This is a genomic window from Achromobacter colocynthidis (assembly GCF_057334535.1).
In genome coordinates this window covers 85583-110846 of record NZ_JBHFIZ010000006.1, presented here as the reverse complement: position 1 = coordinate 110846, position 25264 = coordinate 85583, and the positions used below count along the sequence as shown (strand labels likewise).

Sequence of the window (25264 nt, the reverse complement as noted above, 5' to 3'; positions counted from 1 at the left end):
CAGGCCGGGCTTATCACGGATCAGCGGTCTCGAAGGACGATGAAATCAGCCAATTGCGCCAGACGCAAGCCCGCGTCGCCCAAAGGCTCCAGCGCCGCCCGCGCGGCCACGCGCAATTCTTCGGCGAACGCGCGCGCTTCGGACAGGCCCAGCAGCGATACGTAAGTGGGCTTGTTTTCCGCCGCGTCCTTGCCCGGCGTCTTGCCCAGGCTGGCCGTGTCGGCGGTAACGTCCAGGATATCGTCCACCACCTGGAACGCCAGGCCCATGGCTTGCGCGTAGGCGTCCAGCGCCTGGCGCGAGGCCGAACTGGCACCCGCCACGATGCCGCCCAGAGCCACGCTGCACGCCAGCATGGCGCCCGTCTTCATGCTGTGCATGGTCTGGAGTTCGTCGCGCGACAGCGAATGGCCGACGCTGAGCAGGTCAATGGCCTGGCCGCCCGCCATGCCCTGGCTGCCGGCGGCGCGGGCCAGCGACTGGGTCGCCTGCACGATGAGCGCGGGCGCGATGGGCATCGAGGCCAGCAAGTCGAAGGCCAGCGGCTGCAAGGCGTCGCCCGCCAGCATGGCGGTGGCTTCGTCGAACTGCACATGGGTGGTGGGCCGGCCACGGCGCAAGGTGTCGTCGTCCATGCAAGGCAGGTCGTCATGCACCAGCGAATAAGCGTGGATCAATTCAACCGCTGCCGCGGCGCGGTCCAGCGAGGCCTCGATGGCCAGCACGCTGCCGCTGACCGGGCAGGCCTGCCCCGCGGCGTAGACCATGGCGGCGCGTACGCGCTTGCCACCGCCCAGCACCGCGTAGCGCATGGCTTCATGCAGGCGGACAGGCAGCACGTCCGCGGGGGGCATCAGGTCGTCCAGGACGTCTTCGACGTGCCGCACGCGACCCTGCAACCACTCCGCAAAGGGGAGTTGAGTTTGCTTCATCGGATTCTTATTCGTCATCCAGCGCCGCCGGATCCAGCGGGCGCAACAGGTCGCCTTCCAGAACCTTGACCTGCTGTTCGGCCTGCGCCAGGCGTTCCTGGCAGACCCGCGTCAGCGCCACGCCGCGCCGGTAGGCGGTCAGTGATTGCTCAAGCGGCAACGAGCCGTCTTCCATGGCCGCCACCAAGGACTCCAACTCGGCCAGGGCCGTTTCGAAATCTTGAGGCAGGGGACGGTCGTCAGTCTGCGGATCGGCTTGTGCGGGGTTGGCCAAACGGGTCTCCGAGGGCGCTAGGGGTGGATCAATTTGTGAATTGTACGAGATAGCCAAACCAGACCCGGATGCACCGCAGGGATCAGGCCGCGGCCCCCGCCAGCCCCACGATCGCGGCGCGCAACGCCGGCCCGCCTCGCGCGCGCAAGTCAGGCTCCGGCAGCAGGCTTGCCGGACCGCCGCAGCTCATGACGAAGACGCCTTCGCCGGTGATCGAGGTGAACGGCACCGCCACGGCGTTGATGCCCGACTGCCATTCGCCCAGCGCGAAGCAGCAGCCCGATTCCTGGAGCTCGGCGCGGGCGCGCAAGATCGCGTCGGCGGGCGGCGCCGCCTGGCCCAGGCGCGCCATTTCCTCATCACAGGCGCTTTGCGGCAGGCTGGCCAGGTACGCCCGGCCCATGGCGCTGTCCAGGCTGGCGCGATAACCCACGGGCAGGCGCAGATACAAGGCCGACGACCCGTGGATAGCCTCGACATACGTCATGGCATCGCCATCAAAGGCGCCCAGGGCGACCGCGCCGCCCGTGTCGCGGGCCAGGTCGGTCATCGACGCCTTGGCCAGTTCGCGCACTTCCAGCCCGGCCAGCAGGCCAAAACCCAGCGCCAACACGCCATAGCCCGGTGAATACTTGCCGGTGTCGGGGTGATAGCGCAGGTAGCCCAGTTCGGTCAGCGTGTACGTGATACGGCTGATGGTGGGCTTGGGCAGCCCGGTCAAGCGGGCCAGGTCCAGATTGCCCAGCGCGGCCACGCCATGGCGAAAGCAACGCAATACGTCCAAGCCGCGCGCCAAGGCGGTAATGAAGTCCGGCGAACTGGCGCCCTCGCCCACACCCGCCGCGCGCTTGCGGCGTGCCGGCTGGCTCAGTTCCAGCTTTTCGTCCGGCTTGGCGGCGGCGTGGATGACACGCTTGGAGTCAGAAAAAGATTGCATTTCACTACGCTTCGTTTTTATAGTTTATTTCGAATGACAAAACTAAATTCCATAAGGCGGAATTTAAAGCATCCAAGGAGACCTGGCAAGCACCGCAACGCGCTTCACCGCGCAGCCGCCAAGCCAGGCCCGGCGATCCACTCACGCACGCGATTTCAAGGGGAAAACATGATTCGCACGAGCATCAAACTACTGGCTACCTTGGTTCTAGGCGCGGCCGCGCTGGGCGCGCAAGCCGAGACCTATCCGGCCCGGCCCATCAAGATCATCTCGCCCTTCCCGGCCGGCGGCGCCACCGATGTGCTGACCCGCATCCTGGCTGAACGCATGGCCAAGACCCTGGGCCAATCCATGATCGTGGAAAACAAGGCCGGCGCGGGCACGTCCATCGGCGCGGCTTATGTGTCGCGCGAACAACCGGACGGCTACACGATCCTGATGGCCACCAACTCCACGCTCGTCACGAACCGCTATCTGTACAAGGAACTGCCCTACGACCCGGACAGCTTCGCGCGTATCGGCATGGTGGGGGTCGGCCCCCTGGTGCTGCTGTCCAGCCCCAAGCAGCCCTTCAACAGCACGCAGGACGTGGTGGCCTATGCCAAGCAGAACCCGGGCAAGCTGACGTTTGCCACCTTCGGCCCCGGCACCTCATCGCACCTGGCGGGTGAACTGTTCAAGTCGCGCGCCGGCATCGACATCCTGCACGTGCCCTTCAAGGGCGCCACGCAAGCCCTGCCGGCCTTGATCAGCGGCGATGTGGACCTGTTCTTCGACATGGTTGCCACCGGCATTCCGCAAGCAGACGCCGGCAAGGTCAAGGTGTTCGCCATTACCAGCCCGTCGCGCCTGGCCACGCTGCCCAAGCTGAAGACCTTGTCCGAAGAGGGCTACCCCAACTTCGACATGACGGCATGGTTCAGCTTTGTTGCGCCCAAGGGCACGCCGGCGCCGGTGCTGGAAAAGCTGCAGGCCGCGCTGACTGAAACGCTGAAGGATGAAGGCGTTAAGAAGCGCATGCTGGACATGGGCATCGACCCGCGTTCGGGTACGGCCGCCGAGCTCGACAAGCAGATCAAGACCGAACAGCCCATCGTGTCGCAACTGATCAAGCAAGCCAATATCGTTTTGCAGTAAGCCGTCCGCAGTAAGCAGTTTCGTGACAAATCGTTCGCGGTCCCGCCGGCCCGCGAACCGGCGGCCAGCCACCCGCCCCGCCGACCTTTCCGCCGACAGCGCCCCTACGGGCCCTGTCGGTTTTTTATGCCTTGCCTAACCGCTGGATACAGAAGCCAGGTGCTGCACGCTGCTAAGGTGAAAAAGAGAAAACACCCAGCGGGAGCCCGATGCCTTTGACCGAAGACCGTTATGCCCGCCTGGATGCCGCCCGCTGGTTGGCGGCCGTGGCCGTCGTCCTGTTGCACAGCGCGGCGCTGATCGTCAGTGACCCGGCCGCCTACGGCAAGGGCGCCTGGCTGGCCGCCAATCTCTACGACTCGGCGGCACGCTGGTGCGTGCCCGTGTTCGTGATGGTCAGCGGCGCCCTGCTGCTGGACCCGAACAAGCCGCATGACGCCCGCAAGTTCTATAGCCGCCGCATGGCGCGTATTTGCGCGCCGCTGTTGTTCTGGACCTTGTTCTACCTGACCTGGCGCACGGGCCTGGACTGGTGGGACGATGGCCGTATCGATTTTTCGTTCTGGCCGCGCAAGGTGGCGCAAGGCGAACCGTATTACCACCTTTGGTACCTGTACATGATCGTGGGCCTGTACCTGTTCGCCCCGCTGGCCCGGCTTCTGTATGCGCGCAGCACGCCGCGCGGGCGCGCGCTTTGGGTGGTGGGCATTCTGGGCGTGGCGATTCTGGACGCGCTATACCGGCGCGCGCTGGGCGCGCCGCACGGATTCTTCCTGACCTGGTTTCTGCCGTACCTGGGCTACTTCGTGGCCGGCCGCTTGATTTTCGATGGCGACATGCGCATTCCCCGCCCAGGCCTGGTGCTGCTGGCCAGTGTGGCCGCCACCGCCCTGGGCGTGAACCTGATGTCCAACGGCCATAACCTGGACACGTACTTCTATGACTACTTCAGCCTGACCGTGCCGTTCATGTCGCTGGCCGCGTTCCAGTGGATCGTGGACTCGCCCCGCCTGCCGCGCCTGGCCGCCCTGGCGCCCTTGACCTTCGGCATCTATCTGATTCACCCCGTGTTCCTGGACGTGGCCCGCCGCGCCGGCGCCATTTCCGGCAGCCCGCGCGACGCCTGGGCAGTCCCCTTGCTGACCCTTGCGGTCTTTGTCTTGTCGGCGGCCAGTAGCTGGTTGTTAAGGCGCCATCCCGCCACGCGCAAGCTCGTCTGAAAGACCTACGCCGCGAAGGGTTAATCGAACGGCCGCACAGGGCCGGCAGGCCCCGTGAACACTGGATGAAGCCTCGTCCATCTTCCCGGGCGTGAGGGAGGCCCTTGGGGTACAATTCACGGCTTATTTGATCGGCCAGACACCGATTTTTCTTCGCGCCAGCACGTATGTAGCCAAGCTCATCGTTGAGCTCCAAGCGGTTTTCAGGACGGTTTCCTGAAAACGCTGGGCTTGAACAAAAACGCTTGGCAGAGCTCAAACCGTCCTGGCTTTTTTATCCGAGCGGAGGGAATCATGACCGACATCGGTCGGATGGCACATGTCGTGCCAGCTCGCACCCAGCTACCCGTCAGCGCTTACTTTGACGAAGCCCTCTTTGCCCGCGAGCAAGAACTCATTTTCAAGCAATCCTCGCAGTACGTCGGACACCAGAAAGTAGTGCCCGAGATTGGGGATTGGCGGTCGTTGGTCCAGGAAAACGGGGGGCGCGTGCTGGTTCGTAACCAGCAAGGCGTTGAACTCATCTCAAATGTCTGCCGCCACCGTCAGGCATTGATGCTGGGCGGCGAAGCCGGCAATGTGGCCGGCAACTGCAATACGCAAGGCAATCTGAAGGCAACCGGCGGCAATATTGTCTGCCCGCTGCACCGTTGGACGTACAACAACCAAGGCGAGTTGTTGGGCGCGCCTCAGTTCGAGACTACGCCCTGCATGAATTTGCAGAAGTTTCGCCTGCGCGATTGCCACGGCTTGCTGTTTGAAGGCCCGCGTGACCCGGCCTCGGACATGGCTCCGTTGTTCTCGCGCCCCGAGTTCAACTTCGGCGACTACGTGCTCGACCACGTTGAAGTGCATCAGTGCAACTACAACTGGAAGACCTTCATCGAGGTCTACCTTGAGGACTACCACGTCGGGCCGTTCCACCCGGGCCTGGGCCGTTTCGTTACCTGCGACGACCTGACCTGGGAATTCAACGACTGGTACAGCCTGCAGAAAGTGGGCGTGCACAATGCGTTGGCCCAACCGGGTTCAGACGTGTACAAGCAATGGCACGACCGCCTGCTGTCGTTCCGCGAAGGCGACGCGCCCGACTTCGGCGCGGTCTGGGTCACGTACTTTCCGACCCACATGATCGAGCTTTACCCGCACGTGCTGGTGCTGTCCACGCTGTACCCGAAGAGCCCGCAGGAAACGGTGAACGTTGTCGAGTTCTACTACCCCGAGGAAATCTCGGCGTTCGAACGCGAATTCGTCGAAGCCCAGCGCGCCGCCTACATGGAAACGGCCATCGAAGACGATGAAATCGCCGAACGCATGGACGCCGGCCGCAGGGCCCTGATGTTGCGCGGCGTGAATGAAGCCGGTCCTTACCAATCACCGATGGAAGACGGCATGCAGCACTTCCACGAATGGTATCGACGCATCATGCAGGACCTCTGAACCGGGTTTGCCGTCGCAAAAAACAAAGGGCCTCGCGATTTTTTCGCGAGGCCCTTTTCATTGCACGCGGCAAATGCCTGCCCGCGCCGTCAATGTCCGATCACGCCCGCCACCGTGCGTTCGCCGATCGCCAGCCCCACCGTCATGCCAACACCGGAATGCATGACCGCCACCGTCGTAGCGGCGTCCACCGGCATGACCGAGAACGGCGCTGGCCCGTGTGCGCCATACACGCCCTGCCAGCGCTCCAGCACACGCAAGCGCGCACCCAGGGCCTGTGACGCCAGGTCCAGCATGGCGTTGTCGACCGCCTCGTCGTTGAACGGGAACGCGTCCTGCCCATAGCGATGCGAGTCGCCGATGATCAGCTCACCATTCGGCGTGGGGCTGATCAGCAGATGGATGCCGTTTTCAACCAGCATCGGCGTGCGTTCCTGGATCACCTGGCGCAGCGCCTGCGCCGTGGGCAGGTCCGAGAACGCGCCGTAATGCACGCACGACAAGCCGGTCAGCACCGGGCGGTCCAAGGCGATGGCGTTGGTGTCGAACGCCGCGCGCAACATCTGCAAGCGCGAGACTTCCAGGTTCAGCGGCGCAAAACGTTCGGGCAGCAGCGTCAGGTAGTCATGGCCGGGGCACACGAAAACATGCTTGCCCTGGAAGTCGCCGGCCGTGGTGCCGACCAGGCCGTTTTCCACCGCGCGCGCCAGCGTGCCGGTAATGAACGTCACGCCCAGCGACTCGGCCAGGTAGCGGGTCATGGCCGGCAAGGCTTCGCGCGAATAAATCTGCAGGTCGTCATGGCCACGCAGCGCCAGGCAGTGATGCGCAAGCTGTCCGCCATACAGGCCGGCCACCTCACGCGCCGACAGCAGGTTGGCGCGATAGCCTTCCTGCGCCAGCCGCGTGTCCGCGAATTCCTGCAGCACGCTGGCCTCGTCCAGGTTGCGCGCCAGCACCAGCGCGCCGTTGGCCCGCACATGAAAGCCTGCCTTGGCGGCCAGGTCCAGCCACAGCTCGCGCGCCTGTTGCGCGTGCGACAGCATCATGCCGGGCGGCTGGCCCGTCACGATGACCTGGCCGAAGTTGCGGATGGTGGCGCCGTGCGCCTGGCGGCTGCGCTCGATGACCGCCACCGACAGGCCGCGCTTGGCGGCCGCCCAGGCGTGGGCGATGCCAAGCATGCCCGCGCCCACCACGATCACGTCGTAAGTTTTCATCGCGGGCAACGCCTTACTTCTTCTTCGGCTCGGACTTGCCGTCGTAGCGGCGGGTCCACTCGGCGATGATGCGTTCACGGTTCGTGGCGGCCCACACGAAGTCGTTCTTGATCATGCGCTTGGTCAGGTCAGCCGGCAGGTTCGGGTTGGCCGTGGCGATGGACGGAATCGCCAGCACCGCGAAGTTGGCCTTGTACAGTTCGTTGGCTTCGCGGCTGGCCGAGAAATCAGCCAGCTTGCGGGCGGCTTCCAGGTTCTTCGTACCCTTCATGATGGCGGTCGCTTCCACTTCCCAGCCCAGGCCTTCCGACGGGAACACGGCTTCGACCGGCGCGCCATCGGCCTTCAGCTTGGCCGCGCGGTAGTCGAACGACACGCCGATCGGGAACTCACCCGCGGCGGCCATGTTGCACGGCTTGGAGCCCGAGTGCGTGTACGAACCAATGTTCTTGTGCAGGGCGTCCATATAGGCCCAGCCCTTCTCTTCGCCAAAAATCTGCAGCCAGGCGCTGACGTCCAAAAAGCCCGTGCCCGACGACGCCGGGTTCGGCATGACGATCTTGCCGGCGTAGACCGGCTTGGTCAGGTCTTGCCACGAGGTCGGCTTGGGCAGCTTTTGCTTTTCGGCTTCGATGGTGTTGAAGCAGATGGCGGCGGCATAACCGTCCATGCCGACCCATGACGGCTCAGCCTTGGCGTCGCGCATGTTCGCGGCGATCTGGTCCAGACCCTTCGGGGCGTAGGGTTGCAGCATGCCTTCCTTGTCCATCAGGCCCAGCGCCGTGCCCGCCAAGCCCCAGATCACGTCCGCCTTGGGGTTGCTCTTTTCCGCCAGCAGCTTGGCGGCGATGATGCCCGTGGAATCACGGACCCATTGGATCTTGATGTCGGGGTTGGCTTTTTCAAACGCGGCTTGATAGACCTTGATCTGGTCGGCTTCGAGCGCGGTGTAGACCGTCAGCGTGGTCTCGGCAGAGGCGGCGCCCATCATGCCCGTCAGGGCGGTGGCCAGGGCAAGCAGCTTGTAGCGATTCATGAGGAACTCCGTGAATGAGCGGAAAAAAGGGTGAAGGTCGCCGCCACGGTCGGACGATGCCGGCCGCGGTCGCGATAAAAAAAGCAGGGTTAAGTCCGGCTACGCCGGGCAGAAAGTAATCAGGCTGATGGCTTTAGCTCAGGGTCGATCGCCTCGCGCCAGACGGGCTTCGATGTCGGTAATCACGGCGGGCAGGTCGGCCACCGTGTCGATCAGGTAATGCGGGTGGGCGGACGACAGCTCCGCGCGTGCCTCGACGCGCGCGCGCTCGCGGCCGCTCTCATCCAGGCTCAGGTATTCGTCCAGCGTCAGGCCGGCGGCGTTGCCCGACAACAAGAGCCCCACCGTCCACATGCCGGCGCGCCGCCCTTCCTCGATACCGGGCGCGGTGTCGTCGACCTTGATGCAGCCGGCCACATCGGACAGCCCCAGTTCGACCACGTTTTTCAAGGCCATGGCAGGCGCCGGGCGCGCGCGCGGCACATCGTCGCTGGCCACGATGCAGTCCGGCTCCAAACCCTCGGACGCCGCGCGCTCGACCACCCGGCGCATGACGCTGTCGGGGTAGCCCGAGCACGATCCGATCTTCAAGCCGTGTTGGCGCAGCGCGCGCAGCAATTCGGCCGCGCCCGGAATGGCCGCTGAATACTGCGCCACCTTCTCCAGTTGCATCGGCAGGAAGCGGTCGTAGATGGCGGTGACGTCGTCATCGGAAGGCAAGCGGCCGAACTGGGCCTGATACTGGCTGGCGATGGCGGGCTGGTCGCACAGGGCGCGGATGTGGTCCCACTTGCCCATGCCCATGGGGCCACGGGCTTCTTTCAGCGACACATCCATGCCGAACTGCGAGAAGGCGTCCACGAACACCTTGGTGGGCGCAAACGAACCGAAGTCCACCAGCGTGCCGGCCCAGTCAAAGATGACGGCTTCCAGTTGGACGGGCAAGGTTGAAACAGTCATGAGGGTCATCCTAGAAATAAGCGTTCAAAGAGCCACGGGGCGGCGCCATGCCTGGCTGCGCGCAACCAGCGCGCGGCTCGCCAGATGCAGCAGCAGGGCCGCGGTGGCGGAACTGGCCATGATCACCGTGCACATGGCGGCGGCCGGGCCGATGAAGCCGGCGTCGTCCATGTTGAGCACGGCGACGGCGGCCAGCACCGTGGACGGGCTGTACAGGAACACCACGGCCGACACGGTCGTCATGGCGGAAACAAAGAGGTAGCGGGCAACGTCCAGCGCGGCGGGCAGGCACATGGGCAAGGTCACGCGCAGGAACGTCGTCATGCGCGGCACCTTCAACGACGCCGAAGCGGCTTCGAACTCGGGATCCAGGGCGTTCAAGGCGGTGGCCGCCGTCAGATGCGCGCTGGTGTAGAAGTGGACCACCGTGCACAGGACCAGCAGCGGCATCGTGCCGTACAGCAGGTTCAGCGGGTTCATCAGGCTGTTGAAGAAGAAGATGTAGCCCAACCCCAGCACCAGGCCCGGCACGGCCATCGGCATCAAGGCCAGCATGCTGACCGTGGCGCGCCGGCTGCGCCCCACTGAGCCGCGCGCCGGCACCTTTTCCATCATCCAGGCGCCCACAAACACCACGGCCGTGCCGATCACTGCGGTCCAAAGCGCCAGTTGCAGGCTGTTGCGCCAGGCCAGCCAGCCGCCGCCGTCCATGTTGTCGAAGTCGTAGGAACGCAACGACATCGACAGGTTGTACGGCCACATCTTCACGAACGAGGCCCAGACGGCCACGCCGATGATCAGCAGCAGAAAGCCCGCCAGCACCCCGGCCAGCGCCAGGAACGCGGCATCGCGGCGTCGGTTGGCGCCCGCCGCGTAAGGCTGGGCGCGGCCGCTCATCTGCGCACCCTGACGGGCACGCAGCCGGCGGTCCAACACAAAGGTCAGCAAGGCGGGCAGCAACAGCAAGATGCCGATGGCCGCGCCCTTGGGAAAGTTCTGCTGCCCGACCACCGCCTTGTAGGCTTCCATGGCCAGCACGTTGTAATCACCGCCAACCACTTTGGGGACGCCGAAATCGGTAACGGTCAGCGTGAACACCACGCAGCAGGCCGAGAACACGGCGTAGCGCGTGCCGGGCAAGGTCACGGTCAGGAAGGTGCGCCACGGGCCCGCGCCCATGGCCCGCGCCGCGTCGTACAGCCGTCCGTCGGCCAGCGTCAGGCCGGTCAGCAGAATCATCAGCGCATGCGGAAACGTGTAGAAGGCCTCGCCCACCACAATGCCCCAGAAGCCATAGATGGTGGCGCCGCCCGTCAGGCCCTTGAGCAGCCCCTGGTTGCCCAGCAGATAGACCAGCGCAATGCCTGGCAACAGCGACGGCGCCAGCAAAGGCAGCAAGGCGATGGTGCGCAGCAGGCCCTTGCCCGGCAAGCGGGTGCGGGTCAGGCCATAGGCGAAGCCATAGGCGCAGGGCACCACCAGCAGCATCGTCACCACGCCCACGGTCAGGCTGCGCCCGACCATGGCAAGAAAGCCATCCGCGCCGATGATGCCGGACACCACCGACAGCCCGGCCCAGGCGCCGTCGCTATCGGTCACGGCCTTGGCCAGGATGGCCAGCAGCGGCAATGCCAGGAACAGCACCAGAAACAGCACCAGCGCGCCCTGCCCCGCCGTCAGGCCCAGCGCGCCTATCCACGCGGGCATGGGGCGGCGGCCCAGAGCGGGCGCGGTCGGCGCGGGGGCGGCGGTCGAGGCGGGGGCCGGGGCGGGGGCCAGTTCGGCCACGGAAGGCGATCCAGTCATGGCGGAATCAAGCGTAGGCGCGAATCGCATGGCGCGGCAGCTCCACCCAGCAACGGCTGGCGGCGTGAGGGCCCAACAGGGCGTCTCCGATTTCAGGGGACACAATCGAATGCACGGTGGAACCGGGCACGCCTTCCAGGCGCAAGGCCAGGCGATAGCCCCGGCCCAGGAATACGCCGTCCAGCACGTCGGCCAACATTGAATTGGGTTCTTCCGAGCGCGCCATGCTGACGCGCACCGCTTCGGGGCGCACGAACAGCTTGCCGGACTTGCCGTCCAGCGCCTCGTCCACGGCCAGTTCCTGGCGGCCGACGCGGGCGCGATGGGTGTCGACGCGTTCGAACGGCAGCCAGTTCGCCTCGCCCACGAAATCGGCGATAAAGGCCGATGCCGGCTGGCGGTAGAGTTCGCGCGGCGTTCCGAATTGTTCAATGACGCCGCCGTTCATAACGGCGATGCGGTCGGCCATCACCATGGCCTCTTCCTGGTCATGCGTCACCATCAGCGTCGTGATCGACAAGCGCTTTTGCAACGCGCGCAATTCAATCCGCAGATGCTCGCGCACCCGGGCGTCCAGCGCCGACATCGGCTCATCCAGCAACAACAGTGACGGGGATGGCGCCAATGCGCGCGCCAGCGCCACACGCTGCTGCTGGCCGCCGGAAATCTGCCCGGGGTATTTGTCCGCGGCCCCAGTCAGGCCGACCAGGCTCAGCATTTCCTCGACGCGATTGGCGACGTGATTGCGATGCGCCCGCTTGCCGCTCAGGCCGTACGCCACGTTCTGGGCCACGGTCAGGTTGGGAAACAGCGCGTAGGACTGGAACAGGATGCCGTAGTCGCGTTCTTGGGGCTCGGCGTAAGAAATATCGCGGCCCGACAGCACAATTGCACCGCTGTCCTGGCGTTCCAGGCCGGCGATGGCGCGCAGCAACGTGGTCTTGCCGCAGCCGGACGGGCCCAGCAGGCACACCAGTTCTCCGGCGCGGATATCCAGCGAGACGTCGGCCAGCGCGGTGTGGCTGCCAAAACGCTTGACCAGATTTCGAACTGTGAGGAAGGCGCTATCGGGTTGGGGCATGCTGCCTCCAGATTGGAACGAAGCCAGTATGGAAGGCGCGTATTGAGCGTTTATGACACTTCGCGCAAATGCAGTAATAAAAACATCAAATTATTTTGGTGTACTGGCGGTCTTGCGCATTGCGTCCCTTTCCCGCCCCCTCATCGTGCTTGTCGCCGAACTCAAATCCTTCTACGCCGTGGCCCGCTGTGGCACCGTCACCAAGGCCGCAGCCCAACTGGGTGTCAGCCAACCGACCGTGACGGGGCAGTTGCGTCAACTGGAATCGCGCTACGGCATCGAACTGTTCCACCGGCAGGGCCGGGGCATGCGCTTGTCGGATGCGGGACACAACCTGATGCCCATGGTGGAAAAGCTGGTGCAGCAGGAAACCGAGATCGATTTCCGCCTGCGCGACGCCAGCGACCTGCGCGAAGGCAATCTGCGCATTGGCGCGACCGGCCCCTTCTACATCATGGATACGGTGCGCCGGTACAACCAGCGCTACCCGGGCATCGACCTGGCCGTCACCATCGGAAATTCGCAGTCGATGCTGCAAGCGCTGCACGACTACCGGATCGAGATTGCCACGTCTTCCTTTCTGATGGATGACAAGCACCTGTACCGCAGGATGATCGCGGCCGACCCGATCCGCGTGGTCACCCATCGCGACCATCCGCTGGCGCGGCGCGGGCAGGTTCGGCTGGCCGATCTGGCCGACCACGCCTTGCTGCTGCGCGAGCCCGGCTCCATGACGCGCCAGTTGACCGAAGACGCGCTGGCGGCGGCGGGCGTCACCGTGCGCCGCACGCTGGAGATCGGCAGCCGGGAATCCATCCGGCAGGCGATTCTGTGCGGCTTGGGGATCAGCCTGATCCCCTCGCGTGAAATCCCGTCGCACCCCGACCTGGCGGCCTTGGACATCCAGGGGGCCGAGATCGTGATGCACGAATACCTGTACTGCCTGCGCGAGCGCCAACCGGTGCAGTTGATCGCGCGCTTTCTGGAGATGGCGCCGGCAGCCGGCTGACCGTCAGGTCACTGCCCGCCCCCCTCCCCCTTGCGGCCACTCAGGAGACAACCATGGCCTTGACCTTGCAAGACATCGAACAGATTTTCCTGGAACGCGGACACCGTTCCTACCATGGCGAGTCCGTCAGCCATTTGCGGCATGCGCTGCAAACGGCATCGCTGGCGGAACGCCATGGCGCCAACGCTTCGCTCATCACCGCCTGCCTGTTGCATGATCTGGGCCACCTGATCGCCGACCGTCCGGGCACCCCCACGCTGCGCGGCGTCGACGACAAGCACCAGTATTTCGTGCTGCCGTTCCTGCGCGGACTGTTCAGTTCGGCCGTGCTGGACCCGATCCGCCTGCACGTGGAAGCCAAGCGCTACCTATGCTATGTCGAGCCGCAATACGAAGCGTCGTTGTCGGAGGATTCCAAGCGCAGCCTGGCGCTGCAAGGCGGCAGTTTCGATGCCGGCCAGGCGGTGGATTTCGCCAGCATGCCGGGCGCGCCTGACGCGATCCGCCTGCGCCGCTGGGACGATATGGCCAAGGTCCCGGGGCTGGCCACGCCCCCGCTGGACCACTTCCTGGAGATCGCGGAAAGCGTGTCCGGGCGGGTCAAGCTGGCGGCGATCTGGTAGCGCGGGCGGAATAGTCCGGCACGGGCCGCAGGAAGAATAGCCCGGCAGGAGCCGCAGAGGACCGCATCGGAGACGAAAAAAAACCAGGGTGCGAACCCTGGCTTTTTTGTGCGCCGCTGCGCCTCAGGCGCCCTTGGCTACCGGGCGCGACGGGTCGCTGCACCACTCGCTCCACGAGCCCGGGTACAGCTGCGAGCCGGGCAAGCCCGCGATTTCCATGGCCAGCAGGTTGTGGCAGGCGGTGATGCCCGAGCCGCACTGGTGCACGATGGCGCCAGGGTCGCGTCCACCAAGCAAGCCGTCGAATTCGGCGCGCAGTTGCTCGGCGGACTTGAAGCTTCCGTCGGCTTGCAGGTTTTCACCGTTCGGGCGGTTCAGGGCGCCCGGGATGTGGCCGGCCACCGGATCCATCGGTTCGACTTCGCCGCGATAGCGGTTGGCGGCGCGCGCGTCGATCACGGTAAAGGCGGGCCGATCGATATTGTCCAGCACGGCCTGCGCATCAACCGATGCGACCAGCGGCGCGCCGGGCTCGACGGGCTGGCCGGCTTGCACGGCCGGCGCGGGATCGGTCGTGGTCGGCAGCCCGGCGGCCACCCAGGCCTGCCAGCCGCCGTCCAACACCACCACGCGCTCATGGCCCAGCCAGCGCAGCATCCACCAAAGGTGGGCCGCGTACATACCGCCGCTGGCGTCATAGGCCACGACCAGCGTTTGCGGCGTCACGCCATGGGCGGCCATCAGTGCGCCCAGCTCGGCGCGCGAGGGCAGCGGATGACGGCCGTTCTTGCCGGTGCGCGGCGCGGCCAGTTCGGTTTCGTGGTCCAGGTGACGAGCGCCAGGGATGTGGCCGGCGTCATACGCCTGGCGGCCCGCGGCGTGGTTGGTCAGGTCGTGACGCACGTCGAAGACGCGCACGTCGCCTACGCGCACGTCGCCTACGCGCACGTCGCCTACGCGCACGTCGCCTACGCGCACGTTGGAAGCGTCAGGCCCGGAAGCCCCAAGCCGACCCGCCAGATCGGCGGCGGAAATCAGTGTCATCGTCATTCGGTGTGCTCCTGTCTAGCGGGTGTCCCGTCAGGCCGGTTTGGGGTCGCGCATGGTGCGCCACACCGACAGCAGGCCCGCGGAGATGATCAAGCCCATGCCGGCCCAGGCCAGACCATCCAGGTGGTCGCCCCAAAAACCCATTCCCAGCAAGGCCGCGAAAATAATGGTGCTGTATTGCAGCGCCGCCGTCAGCAGCGCCGAGCCCACGCCAAAGGCCCGGGTCATGGCAAGCTGGCCGAACATGCCCGCCACGCCCACGCCCACCAGCGACGCATAGCCCTGCCAGTCCGCCGTGCCCCAGCCTTCGAACCACAGCCCGACAACGCTGGACACGCAGACCGCCACGGAAAAGAACAGCACGGTACGCCACTCGGGTTCGCCGATCCGGCCTAGTTGGCGGATCTGCAACATGGCGACCGCCGACATGGCGCCCGCCCCCATCCCCATCAGCGCCGCCAGCCATTGGTCTTCATTGATGCTGGGCCGCAGCACGGCGATCACGCCCAGGAAACCCAAGGCCACGGCAATGATGCGCACGGCGTCGCGCTGCGCGCCGCCCCAGCCCAGCATCCAACAGGCAATGAAAAGAGGCGCGGTGTAGTTCAGGCTGGTCGCGGTGGCCAGCGGCAGGTGCGAGATGGCGAAGAACCCCAGCCACATCGACGTCACGCCGGACAGGTTGCGCCACAGGTGCAGCTTCCAACTGGTCGGAACGATGGATTGCCGGCCGGCGCGTGCCCACAGCAGCAAGAGAAGAACGGAAGGCAACCCACGAAAAAGCACGATCTGGGGCAACGAGGCGCCGTGTTCGGTGCCGAACTTCACGAACGACCCCATGATGGCGAACATGGCGGACGCCAACAACATCCAGAGAGCCTGCATTGGGGTTCTGCGCTAAGGGAAAAGTGGGGAGAACTAGGGGAAAGCGATACTATACTCTTCGCCATCGGGAGCGGTGCCGGCGAGTCGGGGAACTGGCGGGCCGCCGTCATGTCGAACCCCGGTATTTCCCGCTCGCAGAGGAACACAAAAAACATGAAACGCATTGTCTTGTTCGTCATCACCAACCTGGCCGTCATGCTCGTGCTGTCGGCCACGCTGCGCATCCTGGGCGTAGACCGCTACATCACCGCCAACGGCCTTAACCTCAACGCGCTGCTGATCTTCTCGGTGGTGGTGGGTTTCACGGGCGCGATCATCTCGCTCTTGATCAGCAAGCCGATGGCCAAGTGGAGCACCGGCGCCCAAGTGCTGGATCCTAACGCGCCGCGCAACCAGCGCGAAGCATGGCTCGTCGACACCGTGCACCAGTTGGCTGACCGCGCCGGCATCGGCCGCCCGGAAGTCGCCATCTATGAAGGCGCGCCCAATGCGTTCGCCACCGGCGCGTTCAAGAACGACTCGCTGGTCGCCGTGTCGACCGGCCTGCTGGAAAGCATGAGCGAAGAGGAAGTTGCGGCGGTGCTGGCGCACGAAGTGGCCCACATCGCCAATGGCGACATGGTCACGCTGACCTTGATCCAGGGCGTTGTGAACACCTTCGTCGTGTTCCTGGCTCGCGTGGTCGGCTACTTCATCGACCGCGTGGTTTTCAAGAACGAACGCGGCATCGGTCCGGGCTACTACATCACCGTGCTGGTCTGTGAAATCATCTTCGGCGTGCTGGCCTCGATCATCGTGGCCTGGTTCTCGCGCCAGCGCGAATACCGCGCCGACGCCGGCTCGGCCCAGCTGATGGGCGCGCGCGAACCGATGATCCGCGCGCTGGCCCGCCTGGGTGGCTTGGAGCCGGGCGATCTGCCCAAGTCCTTTGAAGCCTCGGGCATCACCGGCCGTGGCGGCCTGGCGGCCATGTTCGCCTCGCACCCGCCGATCCCGTCGCGCATCGCCGCGTTGCAAAACGCCCGCGTGGTCTGACCCCTTCGGGTTGCCAGGCAGAAAAAAGTCCCTCAGCCGAGGGACTTTTCTTTTGCAGGGTCGGCTGGGGTATCCCCCCGCCCATCAGCACTCGACGATGTTCACCGCCAGGCCGCCGCGCGCGGTTTCCTTGTACTTCGTCTTCATGTCGGCCCCGGTTTCGCGCATGGTCTTGATGACCGAATCCAGCGACACATAGTGCTGGCCGTCGCCGCGCAGGGCCATCCGGGCCGCGTTCACGGCTTTGATGGACGCCATGGCATTGCGCTCGATACAGGGAATTTGCACCAGCCCGCCCACGGGGTCGCAGGTCAGGCCCAGGTTGTGTTCCATGCCGATTTCGGCGGCGTTTTCAACCTGCTCCACCGAACCGCCCAGCGCCGCGGCCAACCCGCCCGCAGCCATCGAGCAGGCCACGCCCACTTCGCCCTGACAGCCCACTTCGGCGCCCGACAAGGACGCGTTGTACTTGTACAGCAAGCCGATCGCCGCGGCGGTAAGCAGGAAGTCCCGCACGCCATCGTGGTTGGCGCCGGGCACGAAACGGTCGTAATAATGCAGCACTGCGGGAATGATGCCCGCCGCGCCGTTGGTGGGCGCCGTGACGACCCGGCCGCCGGCGGCGTTTTCTTCGTTGACCGCCATGGCGTAAAGGTTGACCCAGTCCATGACCGACAGCGGGTCCGACAAGGTACGTTCGGCGCGTTGGGTCAGGTTGCGGTAAAGCTCGGGCGCCCGGCGGCGTACCCGCAGCGGGCCGGGCAGTACGCCGTCGGCTTCGGGGTAATTGATACCGCAACCGCGCGCCACGCAGTCCTGCATCACTTGCCAAATGCGGTCCAGCCCGCTGTGCGTGTCCGCCGCCTCACGCCAGGTAAGTTCGTTCTGCATCATCAACTGCGCCACCGTCAGACCGTTCTCGCGGCACATGGTCAAGAGTTCGCGGCCCGAGCGGAACGGATATGGCAGTTGGTTGTGGGCGGCGATGACCTGGCTATTGGACGCGCCCGCAGTCACTACGAAGCCGCCACCGACCGACAGGTAACGCGATTCGCGCAACGACTCGCCGTTGGCATCGATAGCGTGGAATTTCATGCCGTTGGGGTGCTCGGCCATGGCTTCGCGCCGGTAGAACACCATGTGCTCTTTTTCGATGAACGCAACGGGGTAGCGGCCAAGCAGCGGCAGTTGGCGGCTGGCGCGCACCGAGGCGATCATGCCTTCAATGGCGGCCGGGTCCACCGTGTCGGGCGCCTCGCCCATCAGCCCCAGCAACACGCCCTTGTCGGTGCCGTGCCCCTTGCCGGTGGCGCCCAACGAACCGTAGAGTTCGGCGCGCACATGCGCCACCCGAGGAATCAGGCCGTCGCGTTCCAGGCCTTGCGCGAACAGCAAGGCGGCCCGCATCGGCCCCACCGTATGGGAACTAGACGGGCCTATGCCAATCTTGAACAGATCAAATACGGAAACGGCCACGCCACACACTCCAATACATCAACGAATAGTCAGGCAATGATACGCGCTGGCAACACCGCGCGCAGGAAACCTGGCCAGCGTATGCTGTATCGCTGCCGCGGGTTTCGCCGCCCCGGCAGGCATGCGATCATTACAAAATTATTACTTGTCATAAAAAGAACGGGAACACCCCTGGATGTCTGGTCTTATCACCCTGCTTGACTTCGCCGGCTACGTCGCCCTGCTCCTTTGGGGCGTGCACATGGTCCAAACCGGTGTCCAGCGCGCCTTCGGCGCCGCCCTGGGCGCGGCGTTGGGCCGCGCCCTGGGCACCCGCTTGCGTGCTTTCGCGGCGGGCTTGGGCATCACCGCCGCCTTGCAAAGCAGCACGGCCACGGGGCTGATGATTACCGGCTTCGCCGCGGGCGGCGTGGTGGGCCTGGTGCCGGCGCTGGCCGCGATGCTGGGCGCCAACGTCGGCACCACGCTGATCGTGCAGCTGCTGTCGTTCGACCTGACCTCGCTTGCCCCCATTCTTATTCTTGCCGGCGTCTGGATGTTTCGCCGCTACCCGCCCGGCCGCACGCGCGACCTGGGCCGGGTATTCATCGGCCTGGGGCTGTTGTTGCTGTCTCTGCATCAGTTGGTCGAGCTTTTCGAGCCGTTCCAGACGGCCCCCATGCTGGGCATGATCCTGGACGCGCTGGCCACCCAGCCGGTGGCGGCCGTGCTGCTGTCGGCCGCGTTCACCTGGGCCGCGCACTCCAGCGTGGCAGTGGTGGTGCTGGTAATGTCCCTGGCAAGCCATCACATGGTGGCGCCCCACGTGGCTTTCGCGCTGGTGCTGGGCGCCAACCTGGGCACCGCCATCAACCCCATGATCGAAGGCGTGACAGGCGACGACCCCGCCGCGCGCCGCCTGCCCTTGGGCAACCTGCTGACCCGGGTGCTGGGCGTGCTGGCCGGGCTGATCCTGCTGCCGGTGCTGCAACCGCTGATGAGCGACATGGCAAGCGACCCGGCACGCGCCGTCGCCAATTTCCACACGCTGTTCAACGCGGTCATCGCCCTGCTGTTCCTGCCGCTGCTGACACCCTACGCGGCGCTCTTGACCCGTTGGTTGCCCAAACGGGCCGATCCCAACGACCCGTCTCGCCCCCAGTACCTGGATGAATGGGCCCATGACGTGCCGGCCGTGGCGCTGGGCAACGCGGCGCGCGAAGCCCTGCGCATGGCCGACATGCTGCAAACCTTGCTGCTGTACGCGCGCGCAGGTTTCAAGCGCGACAACCGCCACCGCATGGTGCAGGCGCGCCAGTTGGACGCCGCGCTGGACAAGCTGGAAAACGCCATCACCACCTACCTGGCCACGCTGGACCAGGAAAACATGACGCGCGACGACGTCCAGCGCATGGATGACATTCTGGCCTTCGCCAGCAACATCGGCCATGCGGGCGACATTGCCCATCACGGGCTGCTGAGCCATGTGGCCAAGCTGCGCAAGCAAGGTTGGATGTTTTCACCCGAGCAACGCGCCAGCCTGGACGACACGCTGGGCCAATTGATTGCCAACCAGCGTCAGGCCGCCGCGCTCTTCGTCAACGACGACCTGCGTCAGGCGCGCGCCCTGGCTGGTGAAAAGGCGCGCTTTCGCACGATCGAGATTCAAGCGGCCGACACCCACTTGCAGAAGATCAAGTCGGGCGAGGTGGACGCCGCCGAAGTCGGCGCGCTGTACCTGGATATCCTGCGCGATATGAAGGGCATCAACTCGCACCTGGTGGGCGCCGCCGCATATCCGCTCTTGGCCCGCCACGGGGAATTGTTGCCCAGCCGCTTAAGGGAAGCGGGCAACTAAGCCGGTAATTAAGCTGGCAACCAAGCGGGCAATTAAGCGGATGACAGCGCGGGAAACACAAGCCCCACCGCGCCTATCGGTTTACAGGTAGCGCTGGAACCACGCCAGCATGCGAGTCCAGCCATCCTTGGCGGCCTCGGGCTTGTAGCTGGCGCGGTAATCCGCCAGGAAGGCATGGTCGGCGGCCGGGTACACCACGAACTCCGATTGCTTGGCCGCAGCGTTGCCAGCTGCCAGCTTCGTCTTCATGGTCTCGATGTCAGCCAGCGGAATGCTGGCGTCCAGGGCGCCGTACAGGCCCAGCACCGGCGCGTGCAGGTCGTTGACCACGTCGAACGCCACGCGCTTGATCAGCGGGCCATGGCCCACGCTCAGCTTGCCGTACCAGGCCACCGCCGCCTTGACGTCGGGGTTGTGCGCGGCGTACATCCACGTCAGGCGGCCGCCCCAGCAAAAGCCGGTAATGGCCACGCGCTTGGCGTCGCCGCCGTTGTCCGCGGCCCAGGCCACGCTGGCGTCCAGGTCAGCAAACACCTGCTCGTCGGGCACCTTGCTGACGATGTCGGCAATGAGCTTGGGAATATCGGTATAGGTAGAGGCGTCGCCCTGACGCTCGTACAGATTGGCGGCAACCGCCAGATAACCGGCCTTGGCGATGCGGCGGCAAAGATCCTTGATGTGCTCGTGCACGCCAAAAATCTCTTGCACCACCAGCACGACAGGCAAGTCGCGGCGCCCTTGAGGCGCGGCGTAATACGCGGCGATGGAGCCATCGGCCACGGGCAGCTGGAAATCCCCGTGGACCAGGCCTTCGGTGTCAGTGTGAATGACGGTGGGGGCGACGTTGCCGGCGGCAGCGGAAAAACTCATGGCGGACTCCTGTGTAGGGGGTGGACATAGAGGCGTCCCGTCCGCGCGCGCCCTGGTGCAAGTAGGCGAGCCCTGCCTAGTGCGAGTGGCCGTGCTCGGCATGGGGAGCGCCGTGGCCGGCGTCGGCCCCGTGCTCGTGCCCATGGTGCATCACGGTCGTCACGCTGTAGATCAGCGCCACGCCCACACCCACCAGCAATAATTGCGGGACGGCATCCGAAAGGGACACCCGTTCATGCATCTGCGGCATCAGGTCAGCCACCGAGATATACAGGAAGCTGCTGGCGGCAACCACCAAGACATACGGCACCCAGTCCTGCGCCTGCTGCAGCACAAAGTACCCTATTATGCCGCCCACGGCTGAACACAAGCTGGTGAACAGGATCAGGGAAAAGGCGCGGCGACGCGCCAGCCCGGCGTTCAGCAGCACGACGAAATCGCTCAGCTTGTGCGGCACTTCATGCACGATGATCGACGCCGCGGTCAGTACCCCCAACAGCGGGTCGGTCAGGAAAGCCGCCGCCACCAGGATGCCGTCGCACAGGTTGTGCAAAGAGCTTCCGATCAGGATCAGCACGCCCCCGCGCCCGGCTTCGTGGTGATCGTGGCCTTTGTGATGATGGTGCCCGTCACCTTCGTGGTGATGGCTATGGCGCAGCAGCGCAATCTTCTCCAGCACGAAAAAGCCGATCAGTGACGCCAGCATCAAGCCAAAGAGCGTATGCGCATCGGCCACGCCCCCTTCGAAAGCCTCGGGCAACAAATGCAGCAGCGCCACCGACAGCAGCACGCCCACCGATAGGCTGACCATGTGGTGCAGGTACTGGGCGAAGACCTTGTAGGCCAGCCAACTGGCAACAAGGACGGCGATCAGCCCGCCGGTAACGGTGGCAAGAAGTACCCAGAGCAGCAACATGTGGGGGGGACGCAATAGAGGCGGGGAGGAAGCGCAACATTATATTGTTGCAATCCTGAAATCGGAAATGGGCCGCCCGAAGACGGCCCACCAGGTTCGCGGGGACAGAACAGCAGGCTAGTGCGCCTGCTCCCAGTTCTTCCCCATGCCCACTTCCGCCACCAGCGGCACGCGCAGCTCGGCCACCGAACACATCAGGCGGGGCAAGGCTTCCTTGACCACCTCGATCTCGGCGTCCGGCGCTTCCAGCACCAGTTCATCGTGTACCTGCATGATCATGCGGGTTTGCAGCTTTTCCGCTTCCAGCCAGTCCTGCACGGCCACCATGGCCAGCTTGATCAGGTCGGCCGCGGTGCCCTGCATGGGCGCGTTGATGGCCGCGCGTTCTGCCCCCTGCCTACGTGGACCCGACGCCCCACGGATTTCCGGCAACTGCAGGCGCCGACCGAACACGGTTTCAACGTAACCCTGCTCGCGCGCGACGCGGCGCGTGTTTTCCATGTACATCGCCACGCCGGGATAGCGCGCGAAATAGCGGTCGATGTAGGCCTGCGCCGCATCCCGCGTGATGCCCAGGTTGGACGCCAGGCCGAACACCCCCATGCCGTAGATCAGGCCAAAGTTGATGGCCTTGGCCGCGCGGCGCTGGTCGGTGGACACATCCGGCAGCGCCACACCGAACACTTCGGCGGCCGTCGCGCGGTGAATGTCCTCGCCGGCGGCAAACGCGCGTTGCAAGTTGGCGTCGTCCGACACGTGCGCCATGATGCGCAGTTCAATCTGCGAATAGTCGGCCGACAGCAGCATGCCTTCTTCCGCGATGAACGCCTCGCGCACACGGCGGCCCGCCTCGGTGCGCACGGGAATGTTCTGCAGGTTGGGATCGGACGACGCCAGCCGGCCGGTAATCACCGCCGCCTGCGAGTAGCGCGTGTGGACGCGGCCCGTGGCGGGGTTGATCATGCGCGGCAGCTTGTCCGTGTAGGTGGACTTCAGCTTGGACAGCCCACGGTATTCCAGCAGCACCTGCGGCAGCGGATAGTCCAGCGCCAGCTTGGTCAGCACGTCTTCGTCGGTGGACGGCGCGCCGCTGGCGGTCTTGCGCACCACCGGCAACTGCATGCGCTCAAAAAGAATTTCACCCAACTGCTTGGGCGAATTCAGGTTGAAGGGCTGACCGGCCAATTCATAGGCCTTTTGCTCCAGCCGCAACATTTCCTGGCCCAGCTTGTGGCTTTGGCGGCCGAGTTCGTCGGCATCCACCTTCACGCCATTGCGTTCGATGGTGGTCAGCACCGCCGACACCTTGATTTCCAATTGATAGATGCGGTCCAGGCCTTCGTCGGCCGCCACCATCGGACGCAGCACGCGATGCAATTGGAAGGTGAAGTCGGCGTCTTCGGCGGCGTAATGCCCCGCCTTGTCCACCGCTACCTCGTCGAAACCGATCTGCTTGGCGCCCTTGCCGCACAGGTCCTCGTACGACACGCCGCTGCGGCCCAGATAGCGCTGGGCCAGGTCGTTGAGCCCCACGCCGCGATGCGATTCCAGCACATAGGCCTGCAGCATCGTGTCGTCGGTAATGCCCGCAAGCTTGATGCCTTCGTTGGCGAACACATGCGCGTCGTACTTGGCGTGATGCAGCAGCTTGGCGCGCGAGGCGTCTTCCAGCCACGGCTTCAAGCGCGCCAGCACCTCGGCCTTGGGCAACTGCGTTGCGCCGTCCGGCCCCCGGTGCGCCACCGGAATGTAGCAAGCCACGCCAGGTTCCACCGCCAGCGACAGGCCAACCAGCCGGGCCTGCATCTGGTCCAGCGATGTGGTCTCGGTGTCCAGCGCCACCAGAGGCGCCCCTTGCAGCTTTTCAAACCAGGCGTCGAATTCGGCCCAGTCGGCAATGATGCGGTAGTCCAGCTCGGCGGGCGCCTGCGGCACCTCCGCCGCAATGCGCGCGTCGCCCGTGGGCACGCGTTCGGCGTCGCCCGTCAGGTCGCGCAGCCAGGTACGGAAGCCGTAGCGTTCATACAGTTCAGTCAGCGTGGCAATGTCGCGTTCGCGCGGCGTCAGGTCGCTGACGTTTTTTACATGGCCGGTCAGGTCGCAATCGTATTTCACCGTCAGCAGTTGGCGGGTCAGCGGGAAATTGGGAATGGCTTCGCGCAGGTTGTTGCCGGCCACGCCCTTGATGCCATCCGCCCCTTCTACCAGCTTGTCGATGGAGCCGTATTCCGCCAGCCATTTGACCGCCGTCTTGGGGCCGACCTTGGTCACGCCGGGGACGTTGTCCACGGTGTCGCCGACCAGCATCAGGTAGTCCACGATGCGGTCGGGCGGCACGCCGAACTTGTTGACCACGCCGGGCTCGTCCAGCACTTCGCCCGTCATGGTGTTGACCAGCGTGACGTGGCTATTGACCAGTTGCGCCAAGTCCTTGTCGCCCGTGGAAACGATGGTGTGTACATCGTGTTCGGCGGCGTGCTTGGCCAGGGTGCCGATCACGTCGTCCGCTTCCACCCCCTCAATGGCCAGCACCGGCCAACCCAGCGCGCGCACGGCGCGGTGGATGGGTTCGATCTGCGCCGCCAGGTCTTCAGGCATGGGCGGACGGTGCGACTTGTACTCGGGATACAGGTCGTCTCGGAAGGTCTTGCCGCGGGCATCGAAAATACATGCGGCATACTCTGCCTTATGATCAGATACAAGCTTGCGCAGCATATTGACCACGCCGTACAGCGCCCCCGTGGGTTCGCCTTGCGCATTGCGCAAATCAGGCATAGCGTGGAAAGCGCGGTACAAGTAGCTTGAACCGTCGACCAGTAATAAGGTTTTTTTCATGGTTAAAAAGGCAGATATGGAAACACCCGCCGGCAAACAGATTCCGCTGATTATGTCAGAGATACGGACGGCGGCAGACGAGCTCGCGCACATCGGGCCCGCAGTCAGCGTCTTCGGCAGTGCACGAGTCAGCCGTAATTCCCCCCATTATGAAACCACCATCGCCATCTCGGCCGCCCTGGCCAGCGCCGGTTTTGCGGTCATCGCGGGCGGTGGCCCCGGCATCATGGAGGCCGCCAACAAAGGCGCCTTCGAGGCTGGCGGCACCAGCATCGGGCTGAACATCAGCCTGCCGCACGAGGCGCACAACAACGAGTATCAAACCATCAGCCTGTCGTTCGAGTATTTTTTCTCGCGCAAGGCCACGTTCTTCATGCACAGCTTCGCCTACGTGGCGATGCCTGGCGGCTTTGGCACCCTGGACGAGCTCTTCGAAGCGTTGACGCTCATCCAGACGGGCAAGGTGCCGCCGGCGCCCATCGTGCTGGTGGGTAGCGAATATTGGTCGGGCCTGGTCGACTGGCTGGGCGATCAGGTGCTGGGCAATGGCATGATCGGCGCGCACGACCTGGACCTTTTCATCATCGAGGACGACCCCGTCAAAGTGGTGCGCCGCGTCGTGGAATTCCATGACAAGGTCACTTCCGAGGCGCAATACGCGCCATCCCTGCCGGCTTGAACACGG

22 protein-coding genes are annotated in these 25264 nt (G+C 64.9%); 8 read left to right on the top strand and 14 right to left on the bottom strand.

Going from position 1 to position 25264, the window contains the following annotated elements:
- Positions 1 to 20: 20 nt before the first annotated feature.
- From ACE04A_RS03390 to ACE04A_RS03380, 3 genes are all read right to left on the bottom strand, one after another.
- Positions 21 to 932: a polyprenyl synthetase family protein gene (locus tag ACE04A_RS03390; protein ID WP_259251692.1), complete on the bottom strand. Its 912-nt coding sequence runs from the start codon at positions 930 to 932 to the stop codon at positions 21 to 23.
- 7 nt (positions 933 to 939) lie between these two features.
- Positions 940 to 1206, bottom strand: a complete 267-nt coding sequence (locus ACE04A_RS03385) for an exodeoxyribonuclease VII small subunit (protein ID WP_259251693.1) — start codon at positions 1204 to 1206, stop codon at positions 940 to 942.
- Positions 1207 to 1288: 82 nt separating this feature from the next.
- Positions 1289 to 2143 carry an IclR family transcriptional regulator gene (locus ACE04A_RS03380; RefSeq protein ID WP_485819859.1) on the bottom strand — a complete coding sequence of 285 codons (855 nt, stop codon included), beginning with the start codon at positions 2141 to 2143 and terminating at the stop codon, positions 1289 to 1291.
- 168 nt (positions 2144 to 2311) lie between these two features.
- Here ACE04A_RS03380 and ACE04A_RS03375 point away from each other — a divergent pair, with 168 nt between their 5' ends.
- The 3 genes from ACE04A_RS03375 (at position 2312) to ACE04A_RS03365 (ending at position 5940) form a co-directional block, all read left to right on the top strand.
- On the top strand, positions 2312 to 3280 hold the full coding sequence (locus tag ACE04A_RS03375; protein ID WP_259251695.1) for a Bug family tripartite tricarboxylate transporter substrate binding protein: 969 nt from the start codon (positions 2312 to 2314) through the stop codon (positions 3278 to 3280).
- Between the two features lie 209 nt (positions 3281 to 3489).
- The gene (locus ACE04A_RS03370; protein WP_448718477.1) at positions 3490 to 4500 is read left to right on the top strand and encodes an acyltransferase; all 1011 of its coding nucleotides are present in this window, start codon (positions 3490 to 3492) and stop codon (positions 4498 to 4500) included.
- A 294-nt stretch (positions 4501 to 4794) separates the two neighbouring features.
- Positions 4795 to 5940 carry an aromatic ring-hydroxylating oxygenase subunit alpha gene (locus ACE04A_RS03365; protein WP_100857130.1) on the top strand — a complete coding sequence of 382 codons (1146 nt, stop codon included), beginning with the start codon at positions 4795 to 4797 and terminating at the stop codon, positions 5938 to 5940.
- Positions 5941 to 6029: 89 nt separating this feature from the next.
- Here the strand turns inward: ACE04A_RS03365 and ACE04A_RS03360 are convergent, their stop codons facing one another.
- From ACE04A_RS03360 to ACE04A_RS03340, 5 genes are all read right to left on the bottom strand, one after another.
- Positions 6030 to 7160 carry a TIGR03364 family FAD-dependent oxidoreductase gene (locus ACE04A_RS03360; protein WP_259251697.1) on the bottom strand — a complete coding sequence of 377 codons (1131 nt, stop codon included), beginning with the start codon at positions 7158 to 7160 and terminating at the stop codon, positions 6030 to 6032.
- 13 nt (positions 7161 to 7173) lie between these two features.
- Positions 7174 to 8196: a putative 2-aminoethylphosphonate ABC transporter substrate-binding protein gene (locus tag ACE04A_RS03355; RefSeq protein WP_100857132.1), complete on the bottom strand. Its 1023-nt coding sequence runs from the start codon at positions 8194 to 8196 to the stop codon at positions 7174 to 7176.
- 138 nt (positions 8197 to 8334) lie between these two features.
- Positions 8335 to 9165, bottom strand: a complete 831-nt coding sequence (gene phnX / locus ACE04A_RS03350) for a phosphonoacetaldehyde hydrolase (RefSeq protein ID WP_448718478.1) — start codon at positions 9163 to 9165, stop codon at positions 8335 to 8337.
- A gap of 15 nt (positions 9166 to 9180) precedes the next feature.
- Positions 9181 to 10962 (bottom strand): putative 2-aminoethylphosphonate ABC transporter permease subunit, encoded by a 1782-nt coding sequence (locus ACE04A_RS03345; RefSeq protein WP_485819858.1) that lies wholly within the window; start codon positions 10960 to 10962, stop codon positions 9181 to 9183.
- A 7-nt stretch (positions 10963 to 10969) separates the two neighbouring features.
- Positions 10970 to 12043, bottom strand: a complete 1074-nt coding sequence (locus tag ACE04A_RS03340; RefSeq protein ID WP_259251702.1) for a putative 2-aminoethylphosphonate ABC transporter ATP-binding protein — start codon at positions 12041 to 12043, stop codon at positions 10970 to 10972.
- Between the two features lie 145 nt (positions 12044 to 12188).
- Here ACE04A_RS03340 and ACE04A_RS03335 point away from each other — a divergent pair, with 145 nt between their 5' ends.
- Entirely contained in the window at positions 12189 to 13052 is an 864-nt protein-coding gene (locus ACE04A_RS03335; protein ID WP_259252637.1) for a LysR family transcriptional regulator, read from the top strand.
- A 53-nt stretch (positions 13053 to 13105) separates the two neighbouring features.
- A complete protein-coding gene (locus tag ACE04A_RS03330; RefSeq protein ID WP_100857135.1) occupies positions 13106 to 13675 on the top strand; it encodes a phosphonate degradation HD-domain oxygenase in 570 nt (189 codons plus the stop codon).
- A 123-nt stretch (positions 13676 to 13798) separates the two neighbouring features.
- On the opposite strand, the gene ACE04A_RS03325 is transcribed toward ACE04A_RS03330, so the two are convergent.
- Both ACE04A_RS03325 and ACE04A_RS03320 read right to left on the bottom strand, forming a co-directional pair.
- Entirely contained in the window at positions 13799 to 14725 is a 927-nt protein-coding gene (locus ACE04A_RS03325; RefSeq protein ID WP_448718480.1) for a sulfurtransferase, read from the bottom strand.
- Positions 14726 to 14755: 30 nt separating this feature from the next.
- Positions 14756 to 15610, bottom strand: coding sequence for a DMT family transporter (locus tag ACE04A_RS03320; protein WP_448718481.1), 855 nt, complete (start codon positions 15608 to 15610; stop codon positions 14756 to 14758).
- A 153-nt stretch (positions 15611 to 15763) separates the two neighbouring features.
- Here ACE04A_RS03320 and htpX point away from each other — a divergent pair, with 153 nt between their 5' ends.
- Complete coding sequence (gene htpX / locus ACE04A_RS03315) at positions 15764 to 16645, top strand: protease HtpX (protein ID WP_100857138.1); 882 nt, start codon at positions 15764 to 15766, stop codon at positions 16643 to 16645.
- A gap of 84 nt (positions 16646 to 16729) precedes the next feature.
- Here htpX and ACE04A_RS03310 read toward each other — a convergent pair whose 3' ends face one another.
- Positions 16730 to 18121: an L-serine ammonia-lyase gene (locus tag ACE04A_RS03310; protein ID WP_259251706.1), complete on the bottom strand. Its 1392-nt coding sequence runs from the start codon at positions 18119 to 18121 to the stop codon at positions 16730 to 16732.
- A 175-nt stretch (positions 18122 to 18296) separates the two neighbouring features.
- Here ACE04A_RS03310 and ACE04A_RS03305 point away from each other — a divergent pair, with 175 nt between their 5' ends.
- On the top strand, positions 18297 to 19958 hold the full coding sequence (locus ACE04A_RS03305) for a Na/Pi cotransporter family protein (RefSeq protein ID WP_100857140.1): 1662 nt from the start codon (positions 18297 to 18299) through the stop codon (positions 19956 to 19958).
- A gap of 81 nt (positions 19959 to 20039) precedes the next feature.
- On the opposite strand, the gene ACE04A_RS03300 is transcribed toward ACE04A_RS03305, so the two are convergent.
- From ACE04A_RS03300 to polA, 3 genes are all read right to left on the bottom strand, one after another.
- A complete protein-coding gene (locus ACE04A_RS03300) occupies positions 20040 to 20828 on the bottom strand; it encodes a dienelactone hydrolase family protein (protein WP_485819857.1) in 789 nt (262 codons plus the stop codon).
- A gap of 76 nt (positions 20829 to 20904) precedes the next feature.
- A complete protein-coding gene (locus tag ACE04A_RS03295; protein ID WP_100857142.1) occupies positions 20905 to 21744 on the bottom strand; it encodes a ZIP family metal transporter in 840 nt (279 codons plus the stop codon).
- Positions 21745 to 21861: 117 nt separating this feature from the next.
- Entirely contained in the window at positions 21862 to 24579 is a 2718-nt protein-coding gene (gene polA / locus ACE04A_RS03290) for a DNA polymerase I (RefSeq protein WP_448718483.1), read from the bottom strand.
- On the opposite strand from polA, the gene ACE04A_RS03285 reads away from it, so the two are divergent.
- Positions 24578 to 25258, top strand: a complete 681-nt coding sequence (locus ACE04A_RS03285; protein ID WP_447988213.1) for an LOG family protein — start codon at positions 24578 to 24580, stop codon at positions 25256 to 25258. The genes polA and ACE04A_RS03285 overlap by 2 nt on opposite strands.
- Positions 25259 to 25264: the final 6 nt, after the last annotated feature.

What these genes read in the sequence shown, in the direction of transcription:
- ACE04A_RS03295 (WP_100857142.1), bottom strand. Translation starts at nt 21,744, where the DNA reads ATGTTGCTGCTCTGGGTACTTCTTGCCACCGTTACCGGCGGGCTGATC.
- ACE04A_RS03375 (WP_259251695.1), top strand. Translation starts at nt 2,312, where the DNA reads ATGATTCGCACGAGCATCAAACTACTGGCTACCTTGGTTCTAGGCGCG.
- ACE04A_RS03340 (WP_259251702.1), bottom strand. Translation starts at nt 12,043, where the DNA reads ATGCCCCAACCCGATAGCGCCTTCCTCACAGTTCGAAATCTGGTCAAG.
- ACE04A_RS03355 (WP_100857132.1), bottom strand. Translation starts at nt 8,196, where the DNA reads ATGAATCGCTACAAGCTGCTTGCCCTGGCCACCGCCCTGACGGGCATG.
- ACE04A_RS03305 (WP_100857140.1), top strand. Translation starts at nt 18,297, where the DNA reads ATGTCTGGTCTTATCACCCTGCTTGACTTCGCCGGCTACGTCGCCCTG.
- ACE04A_RS03380 (WP_485819859.1), bottom strand. Translation starts at nt 2,143, where the DNA reads ATGCAATCTTTTTCTGACTCCAAGCGTGTCATCCACGCCGCCGCCAAG.
- ACE04A_RS03360 (WP_259251697.1), bottom strand. Translation starts at nt 7,160, where the DNA reads ATGAAAACTTACGACGTGATCGTGGTGGGCGCGGGCATGCTTGGCATC.
- ACE04A_RS03285 (WP_447988213.1), top strand. Translation starts at nt 24,578, where the DNA reads ATGGTTAAAAAGGCAGATATGGAAACACCCGCCGGCAAACAGATTCCG.
- polA (WP_448718483.1), bottom strand. Translation starts at nt 24,579, where the DNA reads ATGAAAAAAACCTTATTACTGGTCGACGGTTCAAGCTACTTGTACCGC.
- phnX (WP_448718478.1), bottom strand. Translation starts at nt 9,165, where the DNA reads ATGACCCTCATGACTGTTTCAACCTTGCCCGTCCAACTGGAAGCCGTC.
- ACE04A_RS03345 (WP_485819858.1), bottom strand. Translation starts at nt 10,962, where the DNA reads ATGACTGGATCGCCTTCCGTGGCCGAACTGGCCCCCGCCCCGGCCCCC.
- ACE04A_RS03330 (WP_100857135.1), top strand. Translation starts at nt 13,106, where the DNA reads ATGGCCTTGACCTTGCAAGACATCGAACAGATTTTCCTGGAACGCGGA.
- ACE04A_RS03365 (WP_100857130.1), top strand. Translation starts at nt 4,795, where the DNA reads ATGACCGACATCGGTCGGATGGCACATGTCGTGCCAGCTCGCACCCAG.
- htpX (WP_100857138.1), top strand. Translation starts at nt 15,764, where the DNA reads ATGAAACGCATTGTCTTGTTCGTCATCACCAACCTGGCCGTCATGCTC.
- ACE04A_RS03320 (WP_448718481.1), bottom strand. Translation starts at nt 15,610, where the DNA reads ATGCAGGCTCTCTGGATGTTGTTGGCGTCCGCCATGTTCGCCATCATG.
- ACE04A_RS03300 (WP_485819857.1), bottom strand. Translation starts at nt 20,828, where the DNA reads ATGAGTTTTTCCGCTGCCGCCGGCAACGTCGCCCCCACCGTCATTCAC.
- ACE04A_RS03325 (WP_448718480.1), bottom strand. Translation starts at nt 14,725, where the DNA reads ATGACGATGACACTGATTTCCGCCGCCGATCTGGCGGGTCGGCTTGGG.
- ACE04A_RS03390 (WP_259251692.1), bottom strand. Translation starts at nt 932, where the DNA reads ATGAAGCAAACTCAACTCCCCTTTGCGGAGTGGTTGCAGGGTCGCGTG.
- ACE04A_RS03370 (WP_448718477.1), top strand. Translation starts at nt 3,490, where the DNA reads ATGCCTTTGACCGAAGACCGTTATGCCCGCCTGGATGCCGCCCGCTGG.